The sequence below is a fragment of the Actinomadura scrupuli genome (assembly GCF_050971785.1).
Taxonomy (GTDB): domain Bacteria; phylum Actinomycetota; class Actinomycetes; order Streptosporangiales; family Streptosporangiaceae; genus Actinomadura_E; species Actinomadura_E scrupuli.
Genome location: NZ_JBPCCU010000023.1, coordinates 1 through 22,275, shown reverse-complemented (window position 1 = coordinate 22,275; position 22,275 = coordinate 1). Strand labels below are relative to the sequence as shown.

The window sequence follows — 22,275 nt, the reverse complement described above, 5'->3', positions numbered from 1 at the left end:
AACTCCGCCTCATGATCGAACCCATCATCCTCGGCGGCGGCAAAAGCATCTTCCCCAACGACGGAACCTCCACCACCCTCGAACTCATCTCCACCACCACCAGCACCACCGGCGTCCAGGTCAGCACCTACCGACCCACCACCAAGCCCTAACCCACACCAGCACCACCACCGCGGTACCCCCACCGACAGGGGGTACCGCGGTTCGACGGCACGCTCGCAGATGTCAGAAGAGCCGAGAACCCCGGACCAGAGACGGCTTGTTGCCCTGTCGCCCCTTTGCCTTCCCGGGCGTCGGCGAACCCAAGGCCGTATGAGCGATCGGACCACCCGATCGTCTGTTGAAGGTAACCGCGAAGGGACTGGATCAATGGCAGTTTCCGCCCCTCCCATGGCGCAGCTCAAACGCTGGAAGATGTGGGTCCTGACCTGTCTCGCGATTTACCCGATCATCACGGCGTTCGGCTACCTCCTGCAGGCGGTCACCCCCCGGCTACCGATGTTCGCGCGCTTCCTCATCATGGTGCCGGTCGCCGTCGCGCTACTGATCTTCGTGGTGATGCCTGCGCTCACGAAGCTGTTCAGGTCCTGGCTCATCCGATGACCGCTCGTCTGCTCGACGCCGGCTCCGCCGCGCGCTTGCTGGTCTTCCCCGTCGTCCTCGGCCACGGCGAACGGGTCTCGGCACTGCCGTCGATCGCGCCGGTCCCCGTCAGGTGAAGGCGTGGCGAGGGAGGGTGATCGGCAGGTCGAGCGAGCTGAGGAGCCCCGGTGCCGCCTCGACGACGTAGGGCACGGCGTTGACGACCCGCATGGCCGTCGCCTTCATGGCGCTGATACCCGCATCGTGTCCCTCGGCTTCGCCGAGTGAGAGCCGGACGTCGATGTTCGGCTCACCCTCGATGCGCACGAGATAGGTGGCGTCATGGTCCGACGAAGGCCAGTGCGGTGCGACGTGGCGCGCCATGCGGATCACATGTTCGATCACGATCGCCTCGCGCCCGTCGACGACCCCGATGGCGACCGTGCGGACCGCCCCCACCGTGCCCGCCGCGATCGTGCCGAACGCGACCTCGATCTCACCATCGGCCAGGGCCCGGTCGAAGCGTCCCTCGACCTCGTCCAGCTCGACCCCCATGCCCGCGGCGATCAGCGCGATCGGCGCTCGCCACGCCGCCGGGATGAACCCCGGATGCATGATCCGGGGCTGGAAGTCCAGCGGTCGCCCGAATCCCAGCCCGTCCACCATCGCCGAGGCCACCGGATAGTGGTCGTTGAGCGAGATTTCTGTCGCCCGGATGGTGCGGATGGTGCTCGACTGGGTCGCCGCGACGAGCGCGAGCTGGTCCGAGGCGAATCCGGGGAAGATCCCGGAGGCGTACAGGGACGCGCGGCCCTTGGCCGCCGCCTCGGCGAGGCGGTCGCGGGCGCCGGGGTCGTACACCGGTGGGAAGACCAGACGGGTCGATGTCGTCGAGACGACGTTGATGCCGGCGCCCAGGAGCCGTTCGTAGTCCGGGACGGCGGCGGCGTCGCGCTCGGGACCGCTGGCGGCGTACACGACGCAAGGCGCTCAGCCGGCCGCCAGGCGGCCCATGAGCAGGTCGTACAACCCCTTGCCGGGCTCCCACGAGCCGGCCGCCGAGGACATCGTGTGGCCCGAGTCGACGAGCAGGGTCACGCCGCTGACCCCGCTGGCGGCGTCGCTGTTGAGGAACGCCATGGCGTTGCCCATCTGCTCGGGGGTGTGATAGCCGATGCCGGTGGCGTCCCGGTAGTCCTGCGCGAAGGCGAGCCAGAGATCGGCGTTCGCCTGCGCGAGAGGGGTGTCGGTGGGCCCCGGGCAGATCGCGTTGATGCGGATGCCCTCGGACATGAAGGGATAGGCCTGGCGGGCGACGTAGGCGTCGATGACCTGCTTGCTGAAGCCGTAGTTGTTGGTCCCCTCATGCGCATCGACCCACCCGACGGCCGAGTCGAAGTCCGTCGTCGCAAGGAAGTCGAGGATGGTCGGCAGGTTCGACTCCCAGCCGATGCCGGCCACCGAGGAGATGAAGCAGACCGCCGAACCACGGGTGAGCAGGCCGTCACGGATCATCGCATCGATCATGTGACGGTGGCCGATGAAGTTGACCCGCATGAGCGCGGGCCCATCGGCGATACCGGCGGCGGAGAACAGTGCGTCGATCGGCCCGTCGAGCTTCCCGAGAGCGCCGTCGACCGCCGCCGGGTCCTGCAGGTCGACCTGGACGGCTTGGGCCACCGGGTATTCGACCGGGGCCCGGTCCATCACGATCACCTCGCCGCCCAGGGCGGCGACCCGGCGCGCGGCGGCCGCGCCCATCCCGGTGGCGCCCCCGACGACGAGGGCTCGCTTACCGTCGTAGCGGAATGAATCACTCATGGGTGGCTCCTCAGCCATCGTCGTGGTCAGTGATGTCAAGAGCCCAGGCTCGGGGCGCGGGTGGCGATGCGGTCGCCTACTTCACGGGAGTGAAGGTGACGGCCAGGTTGGACAGGCCGCGCATGATGAAGGTCGGGTCGTAGGTGTAGTTCCGGTTGTCCGCCGGGCCGTGCACCGACTCGTCGATGGCGATGTCGGTCATCCGAGCCAGGATCCGAGTCATGGAGATCCGGCCCTCGGACCGGGCCAGCGGCGCACCGGGGCAGGAGTGGATGCCGCGCCCGAACGCGATGTGCTCGCGCACGTTGCCGCGGTCGGCCTGGAACTCGTGCGGGTTCTCGAACTTCTTCGGGTCCCGGTTGCAGGCGCCCGGCAGCAGCATGACCATGCCGCCGGCCGGGAGGCTGACATCGCCCAGCTCGGTGTTCTTGCGCACCAGCCGGAAGTGGCTCTTGACGGGGCTCTCGGTCCGCAGGCACTCCTCGAGGAAGTTGGGGATCTTGCTGTTGTCCTCGCGCAGCAGCGTCTGGAGGTCGGGACGCTCGGCCAGCACGCGCATCCCGGTGCTGAGCAGCTTGGTCGTGGTCTCCTGACCGGCCGCGAAGAGGAACGTCGCCAGCCGGACGATGTCGGCGATCTCCGGGACGGTGCCGTCCGGGTAGGTCGCCTGCGCCAGGTCGGTGAGCACGTCCACGCGGGGGTTCTCCCGGCGGTCCGCGATGTAGGTGGTGAACTTCTCGTCCAGCCATTCCAGCGGGTTGTGCGCCAGCTCGTCGTTCAGCCCGCCGACCAGTTGTTCGCCCATGATGTCGCGGAAGGTCGTGCGGTCCTCCTCCGGCACCCCGAGGAGCTCGGCGATGACGAGGCCGGAGAAGGGCTTGGCGTAGTCCTCCATGAACTCGCAGCCGCCCTTGGCGATGAACTCGTCCAGCCGCTGGTCGGCAAGCTGCCACATGTAGTCCTCGTTCTCCTTCAGCCGTTTGGGCTTCAGGAGGCGGTTCAGCAGACCGCGGGTCTGGGAGTGCACCGGCGGGTCCTGCGTCACCACGAACTCGGCCATCGCGATCTCGTCGCGGTGCTGCCGGATGAGCTCGTTGATGTCGTCACCGGCCACCTCGAACGGCAGCGGGGCGAGCGGGCCGATCACCGAGACGCACGAGGAGTACGTCTCCTCGTCCCGGTAGGTCGCGAGCGCCTCCTGGTGACCGCTCACCGAGTAGACGCCCAGGTGCTCCTGATGCAGTACGGGACTCCGCTCACGCAGGTGGTCGAAGTAGGGGTACGGGTCCGGGATCAGATCCGGGTCGGTGAAGAAGTCGACGGTGTCGAAATCAGCCACGATGGCCTCCTTGGTCGTGCGCCCGCTACCCGCGCCCAGGGCGGGCCACGACGTGTAGATGGAACAAATAGTTGTTAGCCTATGACCCCAGGGGGGTGGTCTCCGTCACCCGGGCGCCCGTGAGATCCATGATGGTGTCGAGGTTCTCCGCGATGTCCTCGGCGGTCAGCGGGGTCTTCGTGAGCCCCTGCGTGTGCAGGACCGCGAGCCGCGCGACCCCGCCCATGCCGACCTGGAGCACCTCGCCCGTGAGCCGGCACGACTCGTGCGCCAGGAAGGCCGCCGCCGGCGCGCACATGTCCGGCGGCATGCTTGCGTTGATCTCGTCCATCGCCTCCGTGGGGAGCCCCAGCATCTCCGCGAGATCGTCGGCGGCCGACGCCGACATCCGGGTGTAGGCCCGCGGCGCGAGGGCGTTGACCCGGATGCCCTTCGAGAACCCCTCGGTGCTCAGGTTCCGGGTGAGTCCCCAGATCGCCCCCTTCGCCGCGCCGTAGCTGCTCAGCTCCGGGATGCCGCCGAGCATGGCCTCGGACACGGTGTTGACCACCCGTCCGTAGCCCGCCTTGAGGAAGTGCGGCCACGCCGCCCTGGTCACGAACAGCGTGCCCAGGTAGTGCACCTCGATCATCTTCATGTACTGCGCGATCGTCAGCCGCTCGAACGCACCCGGGTCGTGGATGCCCGCGTTGTTGACGACGGCGTCGATCCGGCCCCAGGTGTCCAGCGCCGTCCGCACCATGCCGGCGGCGCCCTTCTCCTCGGCGACCGAGGCGCAGCACGCCACCGCCTCGCCGCCGTCGTTCTCGATCTCCCGCACGACATCCTCGGCGGGACCGGCCGACGTACCGGAACCGTCGATGTCCACGCCGTAGTCGGCGACCACGACGCGGGCGCCCTTGGACGCGAGCAGCAGCGCGTGGCTGCGCCCCACCCCCCGGCCGGCGCCCGTGACGACGACCACGCGGTCGTCATAGCGCAACTCGTCCATCACATGTCTCCGCGGACGTCGAACAGCACCGGCAGCGAGGTCGGCGAGCGGAAGACCTGGCCGCGGATGTGCGGGTCGTCGCCGTCCGGGTCCAGGCGGAGGTTGGGCAGGCGGTCGAGCAGCAGGTTCATCGCGACCCGCATCTCCAGCCGGGCCAGGTGCATGCCCAGGCAGACATGCACGCCGTGACCCCAGCCCATGTGGCCACGTGCGGGCCGGTGGATGTCGAAGGAGTCCGGGTTCTCGTACCGATCCTCCTGCCGGTTCGCGGCGCCGAGCATCGGCATCACCGCGGATCCCTTCGGAATCGTCACCCCGCCGAGCTCGGTGTCCCTCGTCGCCACCCGGGTGATGATCAGCAGCGGCGGCTCCCAGCGGACCGCCTCCTCGATCGCCTGCGGCAGCAGCGAACGGTCCTTGCGGACGGTGCCGAACAGCTCCGCGTCGGACATCAGGCCCAGCAGCAGGTTTCCGAGCGAGCGGTAGGTCGTCTCGACCCCGGCCGGCAACAGCAGCCGCAGGAAGGAGAAGATCTCCTCGTCGGTGAGCCGCTCGCCATCGATCTCGGCCTGCGCCAGGCTGCTGATCAGGTCGTCCTGCGGGTTCTCCCGCCGGGCGGCGAGGATCGGGACGAAGTACTCGCGCAGGGTGTTGGAGGCCTCCACCCCCCGCTCCCGGTTGACCGTGATGCCGAGCAGCGAGATGGACCACTTCTGGAACTGCGCGTAGTCCTCCCTCGGCAGCCCGAGCAGACCCGCGATGATCTGGGTCGGGTACTGGAAGGTGAACTCCTTGACCAGGTCGGCCGAGCCGCGGCTCGCGAACCGGTCGATCAGGTCGTTGGCTATCTGGCCGACCAGCTGGTCCTCCCAGCGCGCCAGGGACTTCTGCGCGAAGGCCCGCGCGACCAGGGCCCGGTAACGCCCGTGTTCCGGCTCGTCCATCCCGAGCATGACGTGCTCGCCGAGCGCCTCACCGAAGGCGTCGATGACGATCGAGGAGGAGAAGGTCTCGTGGTCCCGCAGCATCTGCGCGACGTCCTCGTGGCGGTACACCATGAAGACCGGTTTGGACTCCTCGTGCGGCATCATCGAGAGGTCGAGGCGCTGCACGGGCTCCTCCCGCCGCAGCCGAGCCATCTCGGTGTACGGGTCCCGCACGTTGCCGGACACCGCCTCGTCGAAGGAGCCGAAGTCCTCCAGGTCATCGAAAAATTCCATGCTGTGGCTCCTTCACACGACGGGGTGGCCGACTGACTTGATCTCGGTGTACTGGTCGAACCCGGCGGTTCCGTTCTGCCGGCCGACGCCGCTGGCCTTGTAGCCGCCGAACGGCACGTCCGCGCCGTAGCCGACCGCCCCATTGATCCCGATGAACCCGGCGCGCAGGCGGCGGGCCACTGCGAGGGCACGATCCAGCGAGCCGGACATGACGTTTCCCGCCAGCCCGTAGGGGCTCTCGTTCGCGATCCGGACGGCGTCGTCCTCCTGGTCGTACGGGATCACGGCCAGCACCGGGCCGAAGATTTCCTCCTGCGCGATGGTCATCGAGTTGTCGACGTCGGCGAACAGCGTGGGCCGGACCCAGAAGCCCGACGTCCGGCCCGCCGGCGCCGCCGTGCCCCCCACGAGCAGCGTGGCCCCCTCGTCGATGCCCTTCTGGATGTAACCGAGGACACGGTCGCGCTGCCTGGCCGAGATCACCGGCCCGCACAGCGTTCCCGGGTCCTGCGGATCGCCGGGCGCCACCCCCTCGTACATCGCCCGCAGCATCTCCACGCCCTCGTCGTACCGGGACCGGGGCAGCAGCATCCGGGTCGGGTTCGCGCACCCCTGGCCGGCGTGCATGCACGGCGCCATCCCGATCAGGCAGGCCGTGGCGAGGTCGGCGTCCTCCAGCACGATGGTGGCCGACTTGCCGCCCAGCTCCAGGAAGAGCCGCTTCATCGTCGCCGCGCCCTTCTCCATGATCCGGCGGCCGGTGGCGGTGGACCCGGTGAAGGAGATCAGATCGACCTTCGGCGAGAGGGTCAGCTCCTCCCCCACCAGGTGGTCGGACGACGGCACGACGTTGACGACACCGGCCGGTATGTCGGTCTGCTCGGCGACGAGACGGCCCAGGCGGGTGGCGTTGAACGGCGTGTCGGGCGCCGGCTTGAGCACCACCGTGTTGCCGGTGGCGAGCGCCTGGCCGAGTTTGTGGAGGGCCACCTCGAACGGGAAGTTCCACGGCGTGATCGCACCCACGACCCCGACCGGCTCGCGCCAGACCTTGCGGGTGGTGTTCGTCCTGGTCAGCTCGACGTAGGCGTCACCGAGGTCGGTCTCCCAGGGGTACTCCTCGATCAGCTTGGCGGGGTAGGTCAAAGCGTCCGAGAGCGGCGAGTCGAGCTGCGGGCCGAACGTGGTGAGCCGCGGCGCACCGGCCTCCAGGATCAGCTCCTCGCGCAGTTGCTCCCGCTCGCCCTCCAGTGCCTGCTGCAGCTGCTCCAGGCACCGCTTGCGGAACGCGTGATCCGCCGGCCAGCCGGTCTCGTCGAAAGCGCGGCGGGCGGCGTCGATCGCGCGGCCCATGTCGGCCTTGGACCCGTCCGGAGCCTGCCCGATGACCTCCTCGGTCGCCGGGTTGACGTTGTCGAACGTGCCCGATGCGCCCTCGACGAGCCGACCGTCGATCAGCATCCGGGTCTCGAACATGGCCGTCTCTTCAGGCAAGGTTCTCGCGCTCCTTCGCTACGGGCGGCTTCGGGCTCTCGGTGGCCGCGACCAGCCGCAGCGCGCCACGGCGGGGCAGCCCCATGGCCACCCTGATCACCTGATGCAGCACGCGGGTGGGCATGAGCCGGTTGAACAGCAACAGCATCCGCGCATCCGTGCCCACCGCCCGGCGGGCGAACGGGGCGGTGTCCCGCGTCGCCCGCGCCAGGCCCTCGGCGAACCGGCGTGGGGGGGCCGCGAGCCGGGCCATCGCGGCCCGGCCCCGGCGGTCGATGGTCTTGTGGTGTGCCGCGTACGGCCCCTCGAACTCACGGAGGTCCTGGGCACCGGCATCGGTGATGATGTCGGTGTCGAAGGTTCCGGCCACCAGGACGGTGACGCCCAGTCCGAAGGGGGCGATCTCGTTGGCCATCGACTCGGCCCAGCGCTCCGCCGCACCCTTGGCGGCCGAGTAGGCGGCGATGCAGGGGATGCCCCGCACCCCGCCCTGGCTGGACACCATGATGATCCGCCCGCGCCCGGCCGCGCGCATCGCGGGCAGCAGTGCCTTGGTCAACGCCACCGGGCCGAGCACGTGGGTGGAGAACATCCCCTGCCATACGTCCATCGGAACTTCCTCGACGCATCCCGCGGCGGCGATGCCGGCGTTGTGCACCAGGACGTCCGGGGCGCCGACCGCCGCCGTGATCGCCTCCGCGGCGGCGGCCACCGACTCGTGGTCGTCCAGGTCGAGCCGTACCCCGATCAGGCGCGGGTCGTCCGGGCCGGCCCCGGTCGCGGCCCGCAGCCGCTCCAGGCCGGCCTCGGGTGACCGCATCGCCGCGACCACCCGCCACCCCTGCCGGTAGAGCAGGCCGGCGGAGGCGAGACCGAGGCCTCGCGAGGCACCGGTGATGACGACGCTTCGTGGGTCGCTCATCGGTCACCCCTTACCCGGGGCGCACGGCCCGGTCGGCGAGGTCGGGACGTCGGGCCGGCCGTCGGGCTGCGCGGTCATCCAGGTGTTCCACTTGCCCTCGGAGTACGGGCCCGGAGCCCCGGCCTTGGCGTAGAAGCCCTGCGGGTCGTAGACCTTGGCCTCCGGGTAGGGCCAGGGGCAGGCCACGGAGGTGGCGACCTTGGTGGCGCGGATGATGCCGAAGCCCGCCCCGTACGCGAAGTACGCCACGTTGATGATCACGAACATCACCGCGAACATGCCGGCGAACGGCCGGGCCGGGAAGACCCGGGCACGCTGCGCCAGCTTCTCGGCCACGGTACGGCCGGTGTCGTCGCGGTACAGCAGCACGCCGGCCGGGATCATCACGAAGGTGACCATCACCGATTCCCAGATCAGCGGGAACTGGTGCGTCGTCCCGGTGAACACCGAGCCCCACGGGATGACCTGCGAGTAGATGTACATCCCGCTGGACACCAGGCTGATCTCGAGGATGGCGTCCATCACGAAGCCGATGACGAGCAGCAGCAGCGCCAGGCTGATCAGCGGGTGGCGCCAGACGAAGGACTCCGGGCCGCGCCCGGCCTGCAGGCGGCGCAGCATCCAGATGGCCGGGAAGTAGGGACCGAGGTAGAAGGAGGCGTAGCCGAACACCACGAACGGCTCGACCGTCGGCGAGATCGACGCCAGCGGCCAGTCCTCGGGCCAGTGCCACAGGTCCGGGTTGTAGACCGCGTACGGCGCCCAGTTCATGATCGGGTCCTGCCACACGATCAGCGTGGTCATCAGGGCCATCACCAGGACTGGGTGGCGCGGGAAGCGGCGCCAGGCGACGAAGAAGGCCGTCACCAGCGCGATCATGCCGATCAGGGTGCCGATATGGATCAGCGGGATCCAGTGCTCGAAACCGAGCAGCGGCCGCACCGGGCGGGGGGCGCCGGTGACGCCGGGGTTGGCGATCCGGTCGGACACGGCGCCCTGGCGTGCGTTGGCCGCGACGACGGCGAGCACGGCGACGGCGATGGCGATCCAGAACGCGGTCCAGAGCGAGCCCCTGCGGGCAGGCGGTCTCGCGTGCTCGGCGAGGGCCGGCGTGCTCTTCTCGGTGGTCATCCCTATTCCACTCCGAACCTGTCGACCAGATGTGAGTTGACCCCGTCCGGGTCCAATCGGCGGGCGACCAGGTACCCGGCCCCCATCCAGGCGCGCCGGGTCCACTTCCCGAAGGAGATCCGGGTGCCGGGGGCGCCGGCCGCGGCGGGCAGCATCTTGACCCGCTCGAGCGCTTCCTTGACGCCACGCGGGCTCAGCGGGTGCGCGTCGGTGAAGGCCTGCAGCAGGGTGGTGGCGATGTCGCGGTTGACCATCGGCACGCAGTACTGCGGCCGCCGGTTCTGGTCGGCCTCGTACAGGTCGAGGAAGGCCTGACCGACCTGGTTCGCCTCGTCGTACTGGTCGACGCCCGTCCAGCCCAGGAACGCGCGCCACATCACCGGATTGATCCAGGCGTTCTGGAACGCGGTGCCGCTGAACCGCGGCGGATCCCAGTTCAGTTCCTCCAGCGCGGGGTTGACGAACACGATGCCGAAGCCGAAGCCACAGTGCACCAGCGCATCGGGCCGGGCCTCGTGCAGGGTGCGGACCGCTGCCGCGACGTCCTGCGCCGTCTGCGCCACGGAGACCGCCGCGACGATCTGAATGCCCTTGCGCTCACACGCTCTCTGGAAGTTCGCCAGGTAGCTCCGGCCGACCAGTGACTGCTCGACCAGCACGCCGGCCGTGGTGTGGCCGCCCTTGGCCAGCAGATCCGCCCAGAAGATCGGCTCGTCGGTCATCGACCCCTGCGGGAAGGCGAACGTCCACTCCCCCAGCCAGTCGTCGGTCCCGGTGACGCTGATCGCCGGCACCCTGAACCGCTCCTCGATGGCTTCACGGGTCGGCACGGCGTTGTCGGTGATGTGCGGCCCGAAGACCACCAGGCAGCCCTCGTCCACGAGCTCGCCGAAACCGTCGATCACCGCCTTGATCGTGCCCTTGGGAAGCCCCTCGACCTCCTTGAAGACGATCTCCACGGGCCGGTCGATGACGCCGTGCTTGAGCGCGTCGTCGAAGACCAGTTGGAACGGCCGCCGCAGGTCGTCGCGCATCGTGGCCGGAAAACTCTCCGGGAGCTTGAAGTCGAACAGGTATCCGATCTTGATGGGTTCCGCGCTGCTCTCGTATGACATGCCACCTCCCCTAGCTCGTTCGTCGCGGAGAACCTAACATTTGTTTCAGACTCTAACCAGACCTGATTCGCCCCGTCAAACCCCCTGCAGCACTGGATTTCCGTACCTCAGCGGTACGCCGCTAGGAGACCCGGCGGCCCACCTCGGCCGAACGGATCGCGGAGCGGATCATGGGAGCCACCACCAGCCCCAGGTCCCCGAGCCGCGGGACGGTCGCATGGGCGGCGCTCCCGAAGGCCCGCCGCAGGTCCCCGGCGGCGGTGTCGGCTCCGATCGTCAGGCACAGGCACGCGGTGCCACGGCCGCGCGCCTCGGCAAGCGCTCGCCGGACGTCGGCCGCACCGTGGTCACGTTCGTACCCGTGGTCGTAGGCGAGCCCGTCCGAGAGCACCACCAGCAGCCGCCGCGACGTCCCGCCTCGCGCCTCCAGCACCGCGGCGCCGTGTCGCACCGCCGCCCCGAGCCGCGAGTACGCACTGGGCACCAGTCCCCCCAGCCGGCGCAGTACCCGGCCGTCGAGGCCGTCGTCGAATCGCTTCACCGGCATCAGGCGGACATCGTTGCGCCCCTGGCTGTTGAAGGCGTACAGCGCCACCCGGTCGCCGAGCCCGTGCAACGCCCGGGCGAGCGATCCGGCCGCCGCCCGCTGGGCCTCGTGCACCGTGCGGCCGCTCTCCCCCGGCTCACCGGCGGAGCCTGACACGTCCAGCAGGATCAGCACCGAAAGATCCCGCCGGCGGCGCAGGCTCGCGACGTAGACCGCCTCGTCGGGTACCGACCGGGCGAGCACGGCCGCGCGCGCCGCGATCGCGGCGTCGATGTCGACGTCCTCGCCCTGTGGCTGCCGACGGGCACGGTCCACGCCGAAGGCCAGCCGGGCCAGCGGGCCGCGCAACGCGTTCCCGTCCCGCCGATCGGGCTCGAGCTCCCTCTCCTCCGTCGGCATCGTCTCCCGCACGGTGCACCAGCCGGGCCGGTAGGCGCGACGGCGCGCGTCCCACTCCGGATAGGTGACCCCGCCGGGGAGGGCGGCGGACTCGTCGGGCGAGCCGTCGTCGGCGGCCGAGATCACCGCGTTCCCGCCGCCGCGCGCGCCGGAGCGCATCCGGTGGGTCGGGCTGTCGGCGCCCGGCGATCCGCCCTCGCCGAGCCGGCGGACCGATCCCAGCATCTTCCGCAGGAGCCGGCCGACACCGCCACCGCCACCGACCGGGCTGGAGTACAGGTCCACGACCTGCGCACCCTCGGCGGCCTCCGCGTCGAGTACGGCCGGCTCCCGCTCGCGGTGGCGGCGCGGGACGTGCCCGCCCGCCGCATCGGCCTCGGGCCCGGCCCGCCGCAGCTCCCGCGGCCGGATCACCCCGAAGGCCGCCGGTGCCGCCGGGACCGGCCCCCGGCCGCAGGCCACGGCCAGCGAGGCCCGCGGTGAGTCGGTGCCGATGGGACCGCTCTCGTCGAGCAGCGACCGGGCCGCGCGGGGAAGCAGGGCCCGGTTCTGCGCCAGCGCGCGGCGGCCCTCCACCGCCAGGTAGCGGCCGGCTCGGGAGGGGCGACGCACCAAGGCGCGGACGAGATCCGGCTCCAGGCTCCCGGCGCAGAGCAGGCTGGCCTGCACCGCGAGCGCCGCGATCTGCTCGGCCCGCTCGGCCCGGGGATCCAGATAGATCGTCTCGCCGTCCGTCCACGGCTCCTCGCCGGGATCGACGGCCCCCACCCTGACCGTGCGACCGGACAGCGCCCCCGCGAGCAGCGTCCAGCGGGCCAGAGCCGCACGGCCCGCCTCGTCGTTCGTCACGATGACAGTCCCTGCTCGGGTGGTTCGGCATCAGAGTTGACCAAATATATGTTCCAGATTACCGTTCGCGGCAGTGGGCGTCAACGGTGGCGGCGGCCGTCGAACCGGGCGGATACCGGAGCCGGCGGGGCCCAGGGGCGCCGGAGCATCGCCGGCCCCGGCACGGAATTCGCCATGCCACAGGGAGTGATCAATGAAGATGGACGACTTCATCCTCGTTTCGGTCGACGATCATCTCGTCGAGCCGCCGGACATGTTCGACGGGCACATCCCCGACAAGTACCGTGACCTGGCGCCGAGAGTCGTCACCAGGGACGACGGCACCGATGCCTGGGTCTTCGAGGGCCAGGAGGCCACCAACGTCGGGCTGAACGCGGTGGCCGGCCGGCCGCCCGACGAGTACGGCGCCGAGCCCACCAGGTTCAGCGAGATCCGGCCCGGCTGCTACGACATCCACGAGCGGATCCGGGACATGAACGCCAACGGCGTGGCCGCGTCGATGAACTTCCCCTCCTATCCGCAGTTCTGCGGCCAGTACTTCGCCCGTGCGCAGGACAAGGACCTGGGCCTGGCGGTGCTGCGCGCGTACAACGACTGGCACATCGACGAGTGGTGCGGTACGTACCCGGGCCGCCTGATCCCGCTGTCGTTGCCGCCGATCTGGGACCCGAACCTGATGGCCGAGGAGATCCGGCGCACCGCCCGCAAGGGCTGCCACGCCGTCAGCTTCTCCGAGAACCCGGAGAAGCTCGGCCTCCCGTCCCTGCACAACGAGCACTGGGACCCGTTCTGGCAGGCCTGCAGCGACGAGAACGTCGTCGTGTGCCTGCACATCGGCTCCTCCTCCTCCGTCGTGATCACCTCGCTGGACGCGCCCGTGGACACCATGATCACGCTCCAGCCGATGAGCATCGTCCAGGCCGCGGCCGACCTGGTGTGGTCTCCGATCCTGCGCAAGTTCCCGGATCTCACGTTGGCGCTGAGCGAGGGTGGAATCGGCTGGATACCGTACTTCCTGGAGCGGATCGACCGGGTGTACAAGATGCACCGCGCCTGGACTCACCAGGACTTCGGAGACATGCTTCCCAGCGAGCTGTTCCTGGACCGGATCGTCACCTGCTTCATCGACGACGGCTTCGGCCTGGCGAACCGGGACAGGCTCAACCTGGACATGGTCACCTGGGAATGCGACTACCCGCATTCGGACTCCACCTGGCCGGCCGCTCCGGAGGCCCTGGCCATGTACCTCGACGGCGTCCCGGACGACGAGATCAACAAGATCACCCACGAGAACGCGCTGCGGCTGTTCTCGTTCGACCTGTTCTCGCGGATCCCCCGCGACAAGGTGACGGTGCGTGCGCTGCGGGCGCAGGCGGGCGACGTCGATCTCGGCTTCCGTTCCTCGTCGCGGCTGAAGAAGACCGGCACCGACACGGTCAGCGTGATGGACCTAGCCGCCAGGCTGCCGAGCAGGTAGGAGGCCGCGCCGGTACGAGATCCCCTTCATCTCGTTGCGGTACCATTGGGTAATGCGGCTCTGGCATGAAGTCCAGGGGCCGGCCCCACTGTGGTACGGGTTCCAGGAGACGTCCGCACGGCCTCTCTCTTGCCGTCCGTCGTGTGTGCGAGCCTGAGAGGTGTCCAATGCCGAAGCTTCGGTTCCGACCGGCGGACAGGGTCGGCGCCGGGTGACTGCGAACACCGGCCGCGCCGAGGTCTTCGACCTGGGCGCTCGGGGCGGGACGAGCTCCACGGACCAGACGCGGCGCAACGAGATCCTGCAGACGGCCGCGTCCCTGATCGCCTCCTCGGGCCTGCGCACCTCGCTGCAGCAGATCGCGGACGCCGCGGGAATCCTGCCGGGCAGCCTGTACCACCACTTCGAGTCCAAGGACGCCATCCTTCTCGAGCTGATGCGGCAGTACCACGCCGACCTCGACCGGCTCGGGGAGATCGCCCAGGCCGGGCTCGACCAGGCCGGCTCCCGGTCCGCGCTGGACCAGATCGTGGACCTGGGTGCCGCGATCGCCGACTTCGCGGTCCAGCACCGCGCTCAGTTGCAGATGTCGTTCTACGAGAGTCCCAGCTCGAACGCCGAACTCGTCGAGCTCGCGCAGCGTCAGCCCGTCGCGATCCAGCAGGCGATGCTCGAGGCGCTGCGCGCCGGCCGCTGGAGCGGAGTCATCCGCACCGATCTGGACCTGGCGGTGCTGGCGGACCGCATCTGCCAGACCATGCTCCACGTCGGGCTGGACGTGATCCGGCACGACGCGGCGTCCGACCAGGTCTCGCGAGTGCTGGCCGCCATCATCCTGCGGGGCCTGGCCACCACGGACCCTTCGGACGCGGACCTCGACCGTTCCAGCGCGTTCGTCTCCGCGGACACCATCGTGCGGGCCTGGTCGGACGAGCAGGCCGACGATCCGAAGGACAAGGCCGCCTACGTCCGGGCCGTGGCCCGGGCCGAGTTCGGCCGTCGCGGGTACGAGCTCACGACGGTGCGGGAGATCGCCTCCGCCGCGGGGATGGCCACCGGCACGGTGCACCGGCTGATCGGCTCGAAGGAAGAGCTGCTGATGTCGATCATGCGTTCGTTCGGTGAGAAGGTCGGCGCCGGCTGGACCGGCGTGCTCGGATCCGATTCCACCCCGCTGGAGAAGCTCGATGCGCTGAGCTGGGTCAACGTCAACGTGCTGGACAAGTTCAGCGACGAGTTCCGGATCCAGCTGGCGTGGATGCGGCAGTCCCCGCCGGACACCCCGAACCCGGGCTGGTCGTTCTCCACCCGGCTGAACCAGATGCGGACGCTGCTGTCCCAGGGGATCGGTTCCGGTGAGCTCCGGCAGCAGAAGTCCTCGCTGGAGACCGTCGCCCGCTGCATCATCGGCATCCAGTGGATACCGCAGAACATCCTGACCACGGTGGGCAAGCGCTCGGCCCTGCTGCACGTGCGCGACACCGTCCTGCACGGCATCGCCACTCGCGAGGACACCCCGGCCTGAGCAGACCGGGCGGCCGGCTCGGCACACGGGTGTGATCGGCTAGCCGATGATTCCGAGCAGCGTGCAGACGCCCGCCACCTCGTCGTAGATCGACCCCGGGACGGTGAAGGACTCCGTCCCCGATATCTCGGCGAGATGGTCCTCGATGTCGTCGGCGCTCGGTGTGCTGCCGGGCCCGGCGAACCAGCCGTCGCCCAGCCCGACGAAGGCCCGGGCATAACGTCCGGCACTCGCGGAGTAGTTCTGATGCGTACGGTCACAGGCCTTACTGGCGAGGTAGACGACGATGGGGACGACCAAGCCGGGCTGGATGGCCTTGTAGAAGGCCGTCTCCTGGGGGAACTGTTCTCGATCTCCGACAGTGGCGGTGACCATCCGCGAGAAGCCCGTCGGCAGGACGGTGTTGGCCAGGACGCCGTGGGGTTCGCCTTCCAGAGCGATGACGTTCGTCAGGCCCAGGAGGCCGGCCTTCGCCGCCGCGTAGTGTGCGGCCTCGGCCTGCCCGAAGATTCCGGCAGAGGAGGAGATGAACACGAACCGGCCGTAACCCTGCGCCTTCATCACGCGGAACGCCGGCTGGCTCAGGTAGAACCCACCGTCCAGATGCACGTTCAGCATGCGCCGCCAGTCGTCCGGCGACAACTGGTCGAAGGGCGACGTCTGGAAGATGCCCGCGTTGCTCACCACCGCGTCGAGGCGGCCGAACCTCTCGACCGCGCTGCGCACGATCGCCTCCCCGCCCCCCGGGTCGGCCACCGACTCATGCGATGCGAGTGTGGGGACCCGGAGAACACATCGCCTGTGCTCCTACGTCACCGACCGGACCAGCCGCGAGCCCAGTTCCAGGAGGTACCGGTCGGGAGCGCCCAGGTAGGCGCTCCAGCTCAGCAGCCGCTTCAGGTACAGGTGCAGGTCGTGCTCCCAGGTGAACCCGAGCCCGCCGACGACCTGTACGGCGGTGTCCCCGACCGAGGTGAGCCGGCCGGCGAAGGCCTTGGCCCGGACGGCCGCGAGATGACGCTCGGCCGGGTCGGCGTGATCGGCCGCCCAGAGCCCGTACAGCACACCGCTGCGGGCGAGTTCGACCGTCTCGAACATGTCGGCGCACATGTGCTGGACCGCCTGGAACGAGCCGATCGGGTGGCCGAACTGGTTGCGGACCTTCGCGTGCTCGACGGCGATCTCCAACGCGGCGCGGGCGGCGCCGACCGCGTCCGCGGCCATGGCCACGAGGACGTCGTCCAGCAGGGCCCGCGCCGACTGCGGGGTCACGAACGCCAGCCGCCGCGCGGGAGCATCGGTGAAGGTGCACCGGAACTGCTTGCGCGTCGGGTCGATACCGCCGCGCGAGACCGAGGAGATCCCGCCGCCGTCCGCGTCGACCGCGTAGAGACCCGGCCGTCCGCCGTCCGTGGCCGGCACCAGGACGGTGTCGGCGGCGGCGGCGTCCAGCAGGTCGGCCACACCGCTGATCACTGTGCCACCGGCTCCGCTGCTCGCGACCGGCCGCTCGGCCGCCGGGTCGAGGGGGCCGACGGTGACGACCGCCGACCCGCCGGCGATGCCGGCCAGCAGTGTCGCGGCCTCTTCTCCCCCGGCCTCGGAGCGGGTCAGCGCCCGGACCGAGGCCACGGCGGTGGACTGCCACGGCCCGGGATTCACGACCGCACCGAGCTCTTCGAGCACGATGCCGGCCTCGACCATGCCCATCCCCGCCCCGCCGAACTCCTCGGGGACGAGGAGCCCGTTGATGCCGAGGCCGGCGAGACCGCGCCACACCTGTGCGGTGCTGCCGCACGGGTCGTCGAGCAGCGGGCGGACGTGTTCCGCCACCCCTGCCCGCTCGGCCAGGAATCGCCGCACGGTGGAACGGAGGGCGAGTTGCTCTTCGGTGAGTTCGAGGTTCATCTGCGCGGCAGTCCAAGAAGTCGGGTGGCCGTGATGTTCTTCGTGATCTGCGAGGTGCCACCGGCGATCGTGAGCGAGCGTGCCGCGAGCCGGTACTCGGCCCACCTGCCGCCGGGGTCGTGGGATCCGAGCAGGTCGTACGCCGCGGCGGCGAGATCCTGCCCTGCGACCCCCCAGACGTTCTTGGCCGCCCCCGACGTCGTGAACGGGTCACCGCCGTGCAGGCCGGCCGAGATCGACCGCTCGCCCAGGGCCTTGAGGTGACTGATGCTCAGATCGAGTCCACCCAGCCGGCGCAGGGTGGAGGGGTCCTCCAGCACGAGCCGGCCGTCCTGCTTCACCCCGGCGAGATCGGCAACCAGATCCTCCAACCGGCCCCGCAACTCGGCGTGGAGCCGCGCGGCACCGGCACGTTCATGGCTGAGCGTGGTGGTGGCCACCTGCCAGCCGCCGTTCAGCGGGCCGAGGAGGGCGTCCACCGGGACCCGCACCTCGTCGAAGAACACCTCGGCGAAATCCGCGTCGCCGGTCATCGTGACCAGCGGGCGCGCTTCGATACCGGGCAGCGACATGTCGACGATCAGGCAGGAGATGCCCTTGTGCTTGGCCGCCTCGGGATCCGTGCGTACGTACAGCTGGCACCAGTCGGCCAGGTGCCCCAGCGACGTCCAGATCTTCTGGCCGGAGACGACGAAGTGGTCGCCCTCGCGCACCGCCCTGGTGCGCAGCGACGCGAGGTCCGAGCCGGCCTCCGGCTCCGACATCCCCTGGCACCAGATGTCGTCCGCGCGCATCATCCGCGGCAGCAGAGTCGTCTTCTGGGTCTTCGTGCCGTACTGCATGATCGCCGGGGCGATGTTGTTCATCCCGATCACGTTGATCGGCATCGGCGCCCGGGCCCGGGTGGTCTCCTCCACGTACACGAGTTGCTCCAGGACACCGGCCCCGCGACCGCCGTACTCCACCGGCCAGGACACGGCGGACCAGCCCGCATCGGCGCAGGTACGGTTCCAGGAGCGGATCAGGTCGAAGGCGGCCGGGTTCGAGCCCCGGTGCGGGCCCGCCGCGACGATTTCGGGGGTGAGGTTGCCGGCCAGCCAGGCGCACACCTCGTCGCGGAACCGCTCCACCTCGACCGGTAGCGAGAAGTCCATGATCTCTTCGACCTCACAGAACTGACGCGTGACGGCCGGAGCGATCTCACCGGCCCCACCCGTATCGTGGTGGAACAACTTTTTGTTACAATACGGAGGCCGGTCGGTTCGGTCAAGCCGGGCGCATCCGGCCGCCGGAATCGACGCGCGAGGAGGAACCATGGCCGACTCGGCCACCAGCCGCCCCCACTACGTGTCCGTCGGCAACGAAGAGCAGGTCTTCAAGGCCGCCCACCGGCAGGGACTGGCGATCCTGATCAAGGGGCCGACGGGCTGCGGCAAGACCCGTTTCGTGGAGGCCATGGCCTACGACCTCGGCCGTCCGTTGTTCACCGTGGCCTGCCACGACGACCTGACCGCGGCCGACCTGGTGGGCCGTTTCCTGCTGCGAGGTGGCGAGACGGAATGGGCGGACGGTCCGCTCACCCGGGCCGTCCGCGAGGGTGGCATCTGCTACCTGGACGAGGTCGTCGAGGCCCGCCAGGACACCACCGTCGTCCTGCACCCGTTGGCCGACCACCGGCGGCAGCTGCCGATCGACCGGCTCGGAGTCACTCTCGATGCGGCACCGGGCTTCTCGTTGGTGGTCTCCTACAATCCGGGCTATCAAAGCGTGCTGAAGGACCTCAAGGTCTCGACCCGGCAGCGGATGGTCGCCGTAGAGCTCGGTTTCCCGACGCCGGACGTCGAGGAGAAGGTGGTCGCCCACGAGGCCGGTGTCGCGCCGGAGTGGGCCGCCCGCCTCGTGCGGCTGGGCCAGGCCATCCGGCGGGTGGAGACGGGTGGCCTGCGCGAGGTGGCCTCCACTCGGGTACTGATCGCGGCCGGTCGGCTGATCCAGGAGGGGCTGCCCCCACGGGACGCCGCCCTCGCCGCGATCGCAGGCCCCATGACGGACGACTCGATCGCGGGCGCCGGTCTGGCCGAGCTGATCGACACCTACCTGCTGGACGAGTAGGGCCTCATGCCCGACCGGTGTCCCTGAACGATCAGTCCTCGACCAGACTGAGCGCCCTGGTGGGACACGAAGCCACCGTGTCCCTGATCTCTTCGAGCCGGTCCGGGCCGACCTCTTCGTCGAGGATCACCACTTCCCCGTTCTCGTCGATCTCGAAGGTACCGGGCGACTGCGCCTCGCAGATGCCCAGCCCGGCGCACTTGACCCGGTCGACCACGACCTTCATTGCTGCCATCTCCTTGGAGCACTGACGCGGCCCATCGTCGCGCCGGAAGTCTTCGTCCAGGCCACGGTCGATTCCCCACCCGGCGCGGTGCACCCGGTCACGAATCCGTCCGCAGCAGCAGGACGCCACTGGGAGTGAGGCCGCCGGAGCTCACCACCGCGGTGCGGGCATCCGGCACCTGCCGCTCTCCGCCTTCTCCGCGCAACTGGATGATGGCTTCCCGCAGCAGACCCATGCCGTGCGTGCGACCGTGGGAGAGCTGCCCACCGTGGGTGTTCAGCGGAAGCACGCCGTCCCGCGCGATGTTCTTGCCGCCCTGAAGGAAGTCCCCTGCCTCGCCGATCCCGCAGAAGCCCAGGGCCTCGATCCAGGACAGGCAATTGAAGGTGAACCCGTCGTACAGCTCGGCGATGTCGACGTCACCGGGGCGCAGGTCGGTGCGCGACCACAGGTGGGCGGCCTGGCCGAGCACCTGCGGTTCGTGCGTGGACGTCGTCTGGTCCCACTCCACCCGCTCGATGATCTGCGTGCCGACCGCCTCGACCAGGATCGGTGGCCGGGGCAGGTCCACCGCGCGATGTCTCGCGGAGACCACCACTGCGGTGGACGCGTCGCACGGGACGTCGCAGTCGTACAGTCCGAACGGCGTCGTGATCGGCCTGGCGTTCAGGTAGTCGTCCATCGTCATCGGGTCCCGGTAGATCGCCTCCGGGTTGGTGGCGGCGTTGGCGCGCTGGTTGAGCGCGATCCAGCCCAGCGCCTCCTTCGTCGTCCCGTACCGATGGAAGTGCCGCTGTGCGTTGATCGCCAGAGAGGGGGCCGCGGAGGTCGCCCCGAACGGCGATGTGTAGCCGTCCAGCCGGCCCATCTCCTGCGTGGTCCGGCCCTCCTTCACCAGTTGGGAGAAGGTGGCCTCCCAGACCGTCCGGTAGCACAGCACATGGGTCGCCAGCCCGCCCGCGACGGCGAGCATGGCCGCGATCACGGAGCCGGCCGGGCCGAAGGTCTCCAGCCCGCCGTTGTGCCAGGTCGGCCGCAACCCGAGCGCCGCTTCGACGTGGGTCAGCCCGCCCTCGCCGATGCCGCCCATGCTGACCGCGCCGGGGTAGGTGGAGAGGCCGTCGATATCGGCCAGGGTCAGCCCGGCGTCGGCGACCGCCTGCTCGCATGCCTGCAGGGTGAGTTCCATCGGCGACAGCATCAGCCGCCGGCCGATCCGGGACGCGCCGACACCGGTGATCGCGACCTTGTCCTCGAACTTCTCCCGCGCCGCCATCGGCCGCACGAAAGACGCGACCTGCTCCGGCTCCGGGTCATCGGGCGGCATCGCGGCGGGTGCGGGCTGATCCGCGGTCGGCCGGAACAGCGGCAGCCAGACGTCACCCTCCTGCTGGAAGACGACCTCGGTCCGCATCCCCAGCCGAAGGTCACCGGGGTCATGGTCGATGATGTTGGTGGTCAACCGGACCCGGGGATCCTCCTCGACCGCCACCCGGCCGACGACGTACGGCGGCGGGAGCCCGGGCACACCGAACCGCTCGTTGAGCGTGAACCCGACCAGGGTGGCGTACCCGGAGACCGCCCGGACACCCATCTCCCGGCCTCCGCAGTAACGGCAGACCGGCGCGGGCGGGTGGACGAGGGAAGCGCAGGAGGTGCACTCCTGGATCCGCAGCCGACCGTCGGCTCCCGAGGTCCAGAAGAACTCGTTCGCGAGCGTGAGCAACGGCAGGGGCCGCTGTGCCATGGTCTCCTCCATTCGCCGAGCGGGCGCCCCGAGAACCGAACTCCACCGCACGAGGGAACTTCGAGACGTTCAAAGATGCGCAGGGTCTCACGTGGCTCCTACTGGCAGTTCGAGTAGGGCGGCGGGAGCGGGCACGGCACCGTCGAGCTGGGCGTGGGCTCTTTGAGGAGCGCGGTCAGGTAGGCGCGCACGAAGTTGTCGAGCACGACCCGGATGGTGATCGTTTTGGTTTTGGTGTCGAAGGCGTTGACGAACTGGAAGCCGAGACCCTTGATCGACTGGAGGAACTGGCCGACGCTGACGGCCCTGCCCTTGACCATCAAGGCGATCTGGGCGGTGCGCGTCAGGTCGCCGGGCAGGGTCGTCTGGTAGGCCTTGATGAGGACGTCCCCGCGTTTGGCGAGGTCGGCGATCGCCTCCACCAGGGTCTGGATGCTCTTCCGCTCGTCGGAGAGCATCTTGGAGGTCTGGGCGAAGTTGTCGACCAGGGAGGCCAGGGTCTTCTCCCGGCCGCGGACCACGCCGGCGATCTGGTTGAGGTTGTCGGCCACCTTCAGCAGTTGCTGGTCCTGGCCGGCGAGGTTGGTGATGAGCTGCCCGGCCTGTTGGAAGGCCTGGTTGAAGGCGGGTCCGTTGCCGTTGATGGTGGTGGCGGTGTTGGCGAGGACTTTGTCGGCTTTGGCAGGGTCGAAGCTGTCGAGGAGTGTGCCGAAGGATTTGAGGGCGTCGTTGACCTCGACGGGGATCTGGGTTCTGTCCTGGTGCAGGACGGTGCCGTCGGTGAGTTTGGGCGTGCCGGGCTGCCAGGCGGGGGTGAAGGTCAGGGTGCGTTCGCCGATCAGGCTCAGGGGCACGATGGCGGCGGTCGCG

Annotated in this window: 20 protein-coding genes; 4 read left to right on the top strand and 16 right to left on the bottom strand. The window is 69.7% G+C overall.

Annotated features, from left to right (window positions below; genetic code table 11):
* Positions 1-369: 369 nt before the first annotated feature.
* Entirely contained in the window at positions 370-603 is a 234-nt protein-coding gene (locus ACRYCC_RS43950) for a putative antibiotic biosynthesis monooxygenase (protein WP_433820229.1), read from the top strand.
* Between the two features lie 108 nt (positions 604-711).
* Here ACRYCC_RS43950 and ACRYCC_RS43945 read toward each other — a convergent pair whose 3' ends face one another.
* The 10 genes from ACRYCC_RS43945 to ACRYCC_RS43900 form a co-directional block, all read right to left on the bottom strand.
* The gene (locus ACRYCC_RS43945) at positions 712-1,560 is read right to left on the bottom strand and encodes a hypothetical protein (RefSeq protein ID WP_433820227.1); all 849 of its coding nucleotides are present in this window, start codon (positions 1,558-1,560) and stop codon (positions 712-714) included.
* 12 nt (positions 1,561-1,572) lie between these two features.
* Positions 1,573-2,403, bottom strand: coding sequence for an SDR family oxidoreductase (locus ACRYCC_RS43940; RefSeq protein WP_433820226.1), 831 nt, complete (start codon positions 2,401-2,403; stop codon positions 1,573-1,575).
* 76 nt (positions 2,404-2,479) lie between these two features.
* Entirely contained in the window at positions 2,480-3,742 is a 1,263-nt protein-coding gene (locus ACRYCC_RS43935) for a cytochrome P450 (protein ID WP_433820224.1), read from the bottom strand.
* Between the two features lie 79 nt (positions 3,743-3,821).
* The gene (locus tag ACRYCC_RS43930) at positions 3,822-4,733 is read right to left on the bottom strand and encodes an SDR family NAD(P)-dependent oxidoreductase (protein WP_433820222.1); all 912 of its coding nucleotides are present in this window, start codon (positions 4,731-4,733) and stop codon (positions 3,822-3,824) included.
* Entirely contained in the window at positions 4,733-5,953 is a 1,221-nt protein-coding gene (locus ACRYCC_RS43925; RefSeq protein WP_433820220.1) for a cytochrome P450, read from the bottom strand. Before ACRYCC_RS43925 ends, ACRYCC_RS43930 begins: the two co-directional genes overlap by 1 nt.
* 12 nt (positions 5,954-5,965) lie before the next feature.
* On the bottom strand, positions 5,966-7,447 hold the full coding sequence (locus ACRYCC_RS43920; protein WP_433820219.1) for an aldehyde dehydrogenase family protein: 1,482 nt from the start codon (positions 7,445-7,447) through the stop codon (positions 5,966-5,968).
* Positions 7,440-8,369: an SDR family NAD(P)-dependent oxidoreductase gene (locus ACRYCC_RS43915; RefSeq protein ID WP_433820217.1), complete on the bottom strand. Its 930-nt coding sequence runs from the start codon at positions 8,367-8,369 to the stop codon at positions 7,440-7,442. Before ACRYCC_RS43915 ends, ACRYCC_RS43920 begins: the two co-directional genes overlap by 8 nt.
* Before the next feature lie 3 nt (positions 8,370-8,372).
* Positions 8,373-9,500, bottom strand: coding sequence for a spirocyclase AveC family protein (locus tag ACRYCC_RS43910; protein ID WP_433820216.1), 1,128 nt, complete (start codon positions 9,498-9,500; stop codon positions 8,373-8,375).
* Between the two features lie 2 nt (positions 9,501-9,502).
* The gene (locus ACRYCC_RS43905) at positions 9,503-10,615 is read right to left on the bottom strand and encodes an ABC transporter substrate-binding protein (protein WP_433820214.1); all 1,113 of its coding nucleotides are present in this window, start codon (positions 10,613-10,615) and stop codon (positions 9,503-9,505) included.
* A 121-nt stretch (positions 10,616-10,736) separates the two neighbouring features.
* A complete protein-coding gene (locus ACRYCC_RS43900; protein ID WP_433820213.1) occupies positions 10,737-12,410 on the bottom strand; it encodes a nitric oxide reductase activation protein NorD in 1,674 nt (557 codons plus the stop codon).
* A gap of 193 nt (positions 12,411-12,603) precedes the next feature.
* On the opposite strand from ACRYCC_RS43900, the gene ACRYCC_RS43895 reads away from it, so the two are divergent.
* Positions 12,604-13,887 carry an amidohydrolase family protein gene (locus ACRYCC_RS43895; RefSeq protein WP_433820212.1) on the top strand — a complete coding sequence of 428 codons (1,284 nt, stop codon included), beginning with the start codon at positions 12,604-12,606 and terminating at the stop codon, positions 13,885-13,887.
* Positions 13,888-14,098: 211 nt separating this feature from the next.
* Positions 14,099-15,412, top strand: coding sequence for a TetR/AcrR family transcriptional regulator (locus tag ACRYCC_RS43890; protein WP_433820210.1), 1,314 nt, complete (start codon positions 14,099-14,101; stop codon positions 15,410-15,412).
* Between the two features lie 39 nt (positions 15,413-15,451).
* On the opposite strand, the gene ACRYCC_RS43885 is transcribed toward ACRYCC_RS43890, so the two are convergent.
* Genes ACRYCC_RS43885 through ACRYCC_RS43875 form a run of 3 tightly spaced genes read right to left on the bottom strand, consistent with a single transcriptional unit; the run spans position 15,452 to position 18,474 of the window.
* Positions 15,452-16,168, bottom strand: coding sequence for an SDR family NAD(P)-dependent oxidoreductase (locus ACRYCC_RS43885; RefSeq protein WP_433820209.1), 717 nt, complete (start codon positions 16,166-16,168; stop codon positions 15,452-15,454).
* A 51-nt stretch (positions 16,169-16,219) separates the two neighbouring features.
* Entirely contained in the window at positions 16,220-17,320 is a 1,101-nt protein-coding gene (locus ACRYCC_RS43880; protein WP_433820207.1) for an acyl-CoA dehydrogenase family protein, read from the bottom strand.
* Positions 17,317-18,474, bottom strand: a complete 1,158-nt coding sequence (locus ACRYCC_RS43875; protein ID WP_433820205.1) for an acyl-CoA dehydrogenase family protein — start codon at positions 18,472-18,474, stop codon at positions 17,317-17,319. The genes ACRYCC_RS43880 and ACRYCC_RS43875 overlap by 4 nt, the downstream gene beginning before the upstream one ends.
* A gap of 160 nt (positions 18,475-18,634) precedes the next feature.
* Here ACRYCC_RS43875 and ACRYCC_RS43870 point away from each other — a divergent pair, with 160 nt between their 5' ends.
* Positions 18,635-19,432, top strand: a complete 798-nt coding sequence (locus tag ACRYCC_RS43870) for a CbbQ/NirQ/NorQ/GpvN family protein (RefSeq protein WP_433820204.1) — start codon at positions 18,635-18,637, stop codon at positions 19,430-19,432.
* A gap of 31 nt (positions 19,433-19,463) precedes the next feature.
* Here the strand turns inward: ACRYCC_RS43870 and ACRYCC_RS43865 are convergent, their stop codons facing one another.
* From ACRYCC_RS43865 to ACRYCC_RS43855, 3 genes are all read right to left on the bottom strand, one after another.
* A complete protein-coding gene (locus ACRYCC_RS43865; protein ID WP_433820202.1) occupies positions 19,464-19,667 on the bottom strand; it encodes a ferredoxin in 204 nt (67 codons plus the stop codon).
* Positions 19,668-19,755: 88 nt separating this feature from the next.
* Positions 19,756-21,405 carry a thiolase C-terminal domain-containing protein gene (locus ACRYCC_RS43860; RefSeq protein WP_433820201.1) on the bottom strand — a complete coding sequence of 550 codons (1,650 nt, stop codon included), beginning with the start codon at positions 21,403-21,405 and terminating at the stop codon, positions 19,756-19,758.
* A gap of 98 nt (positions 21,406-21,503) precedes the next feature.
* On the bottom strand, positions 21,504-22,275 hold a 772-nt coding region (locus ACRYCC_RS43855), incomplete at its 5' end, for an MCE family protein (protein WP_433820199.1).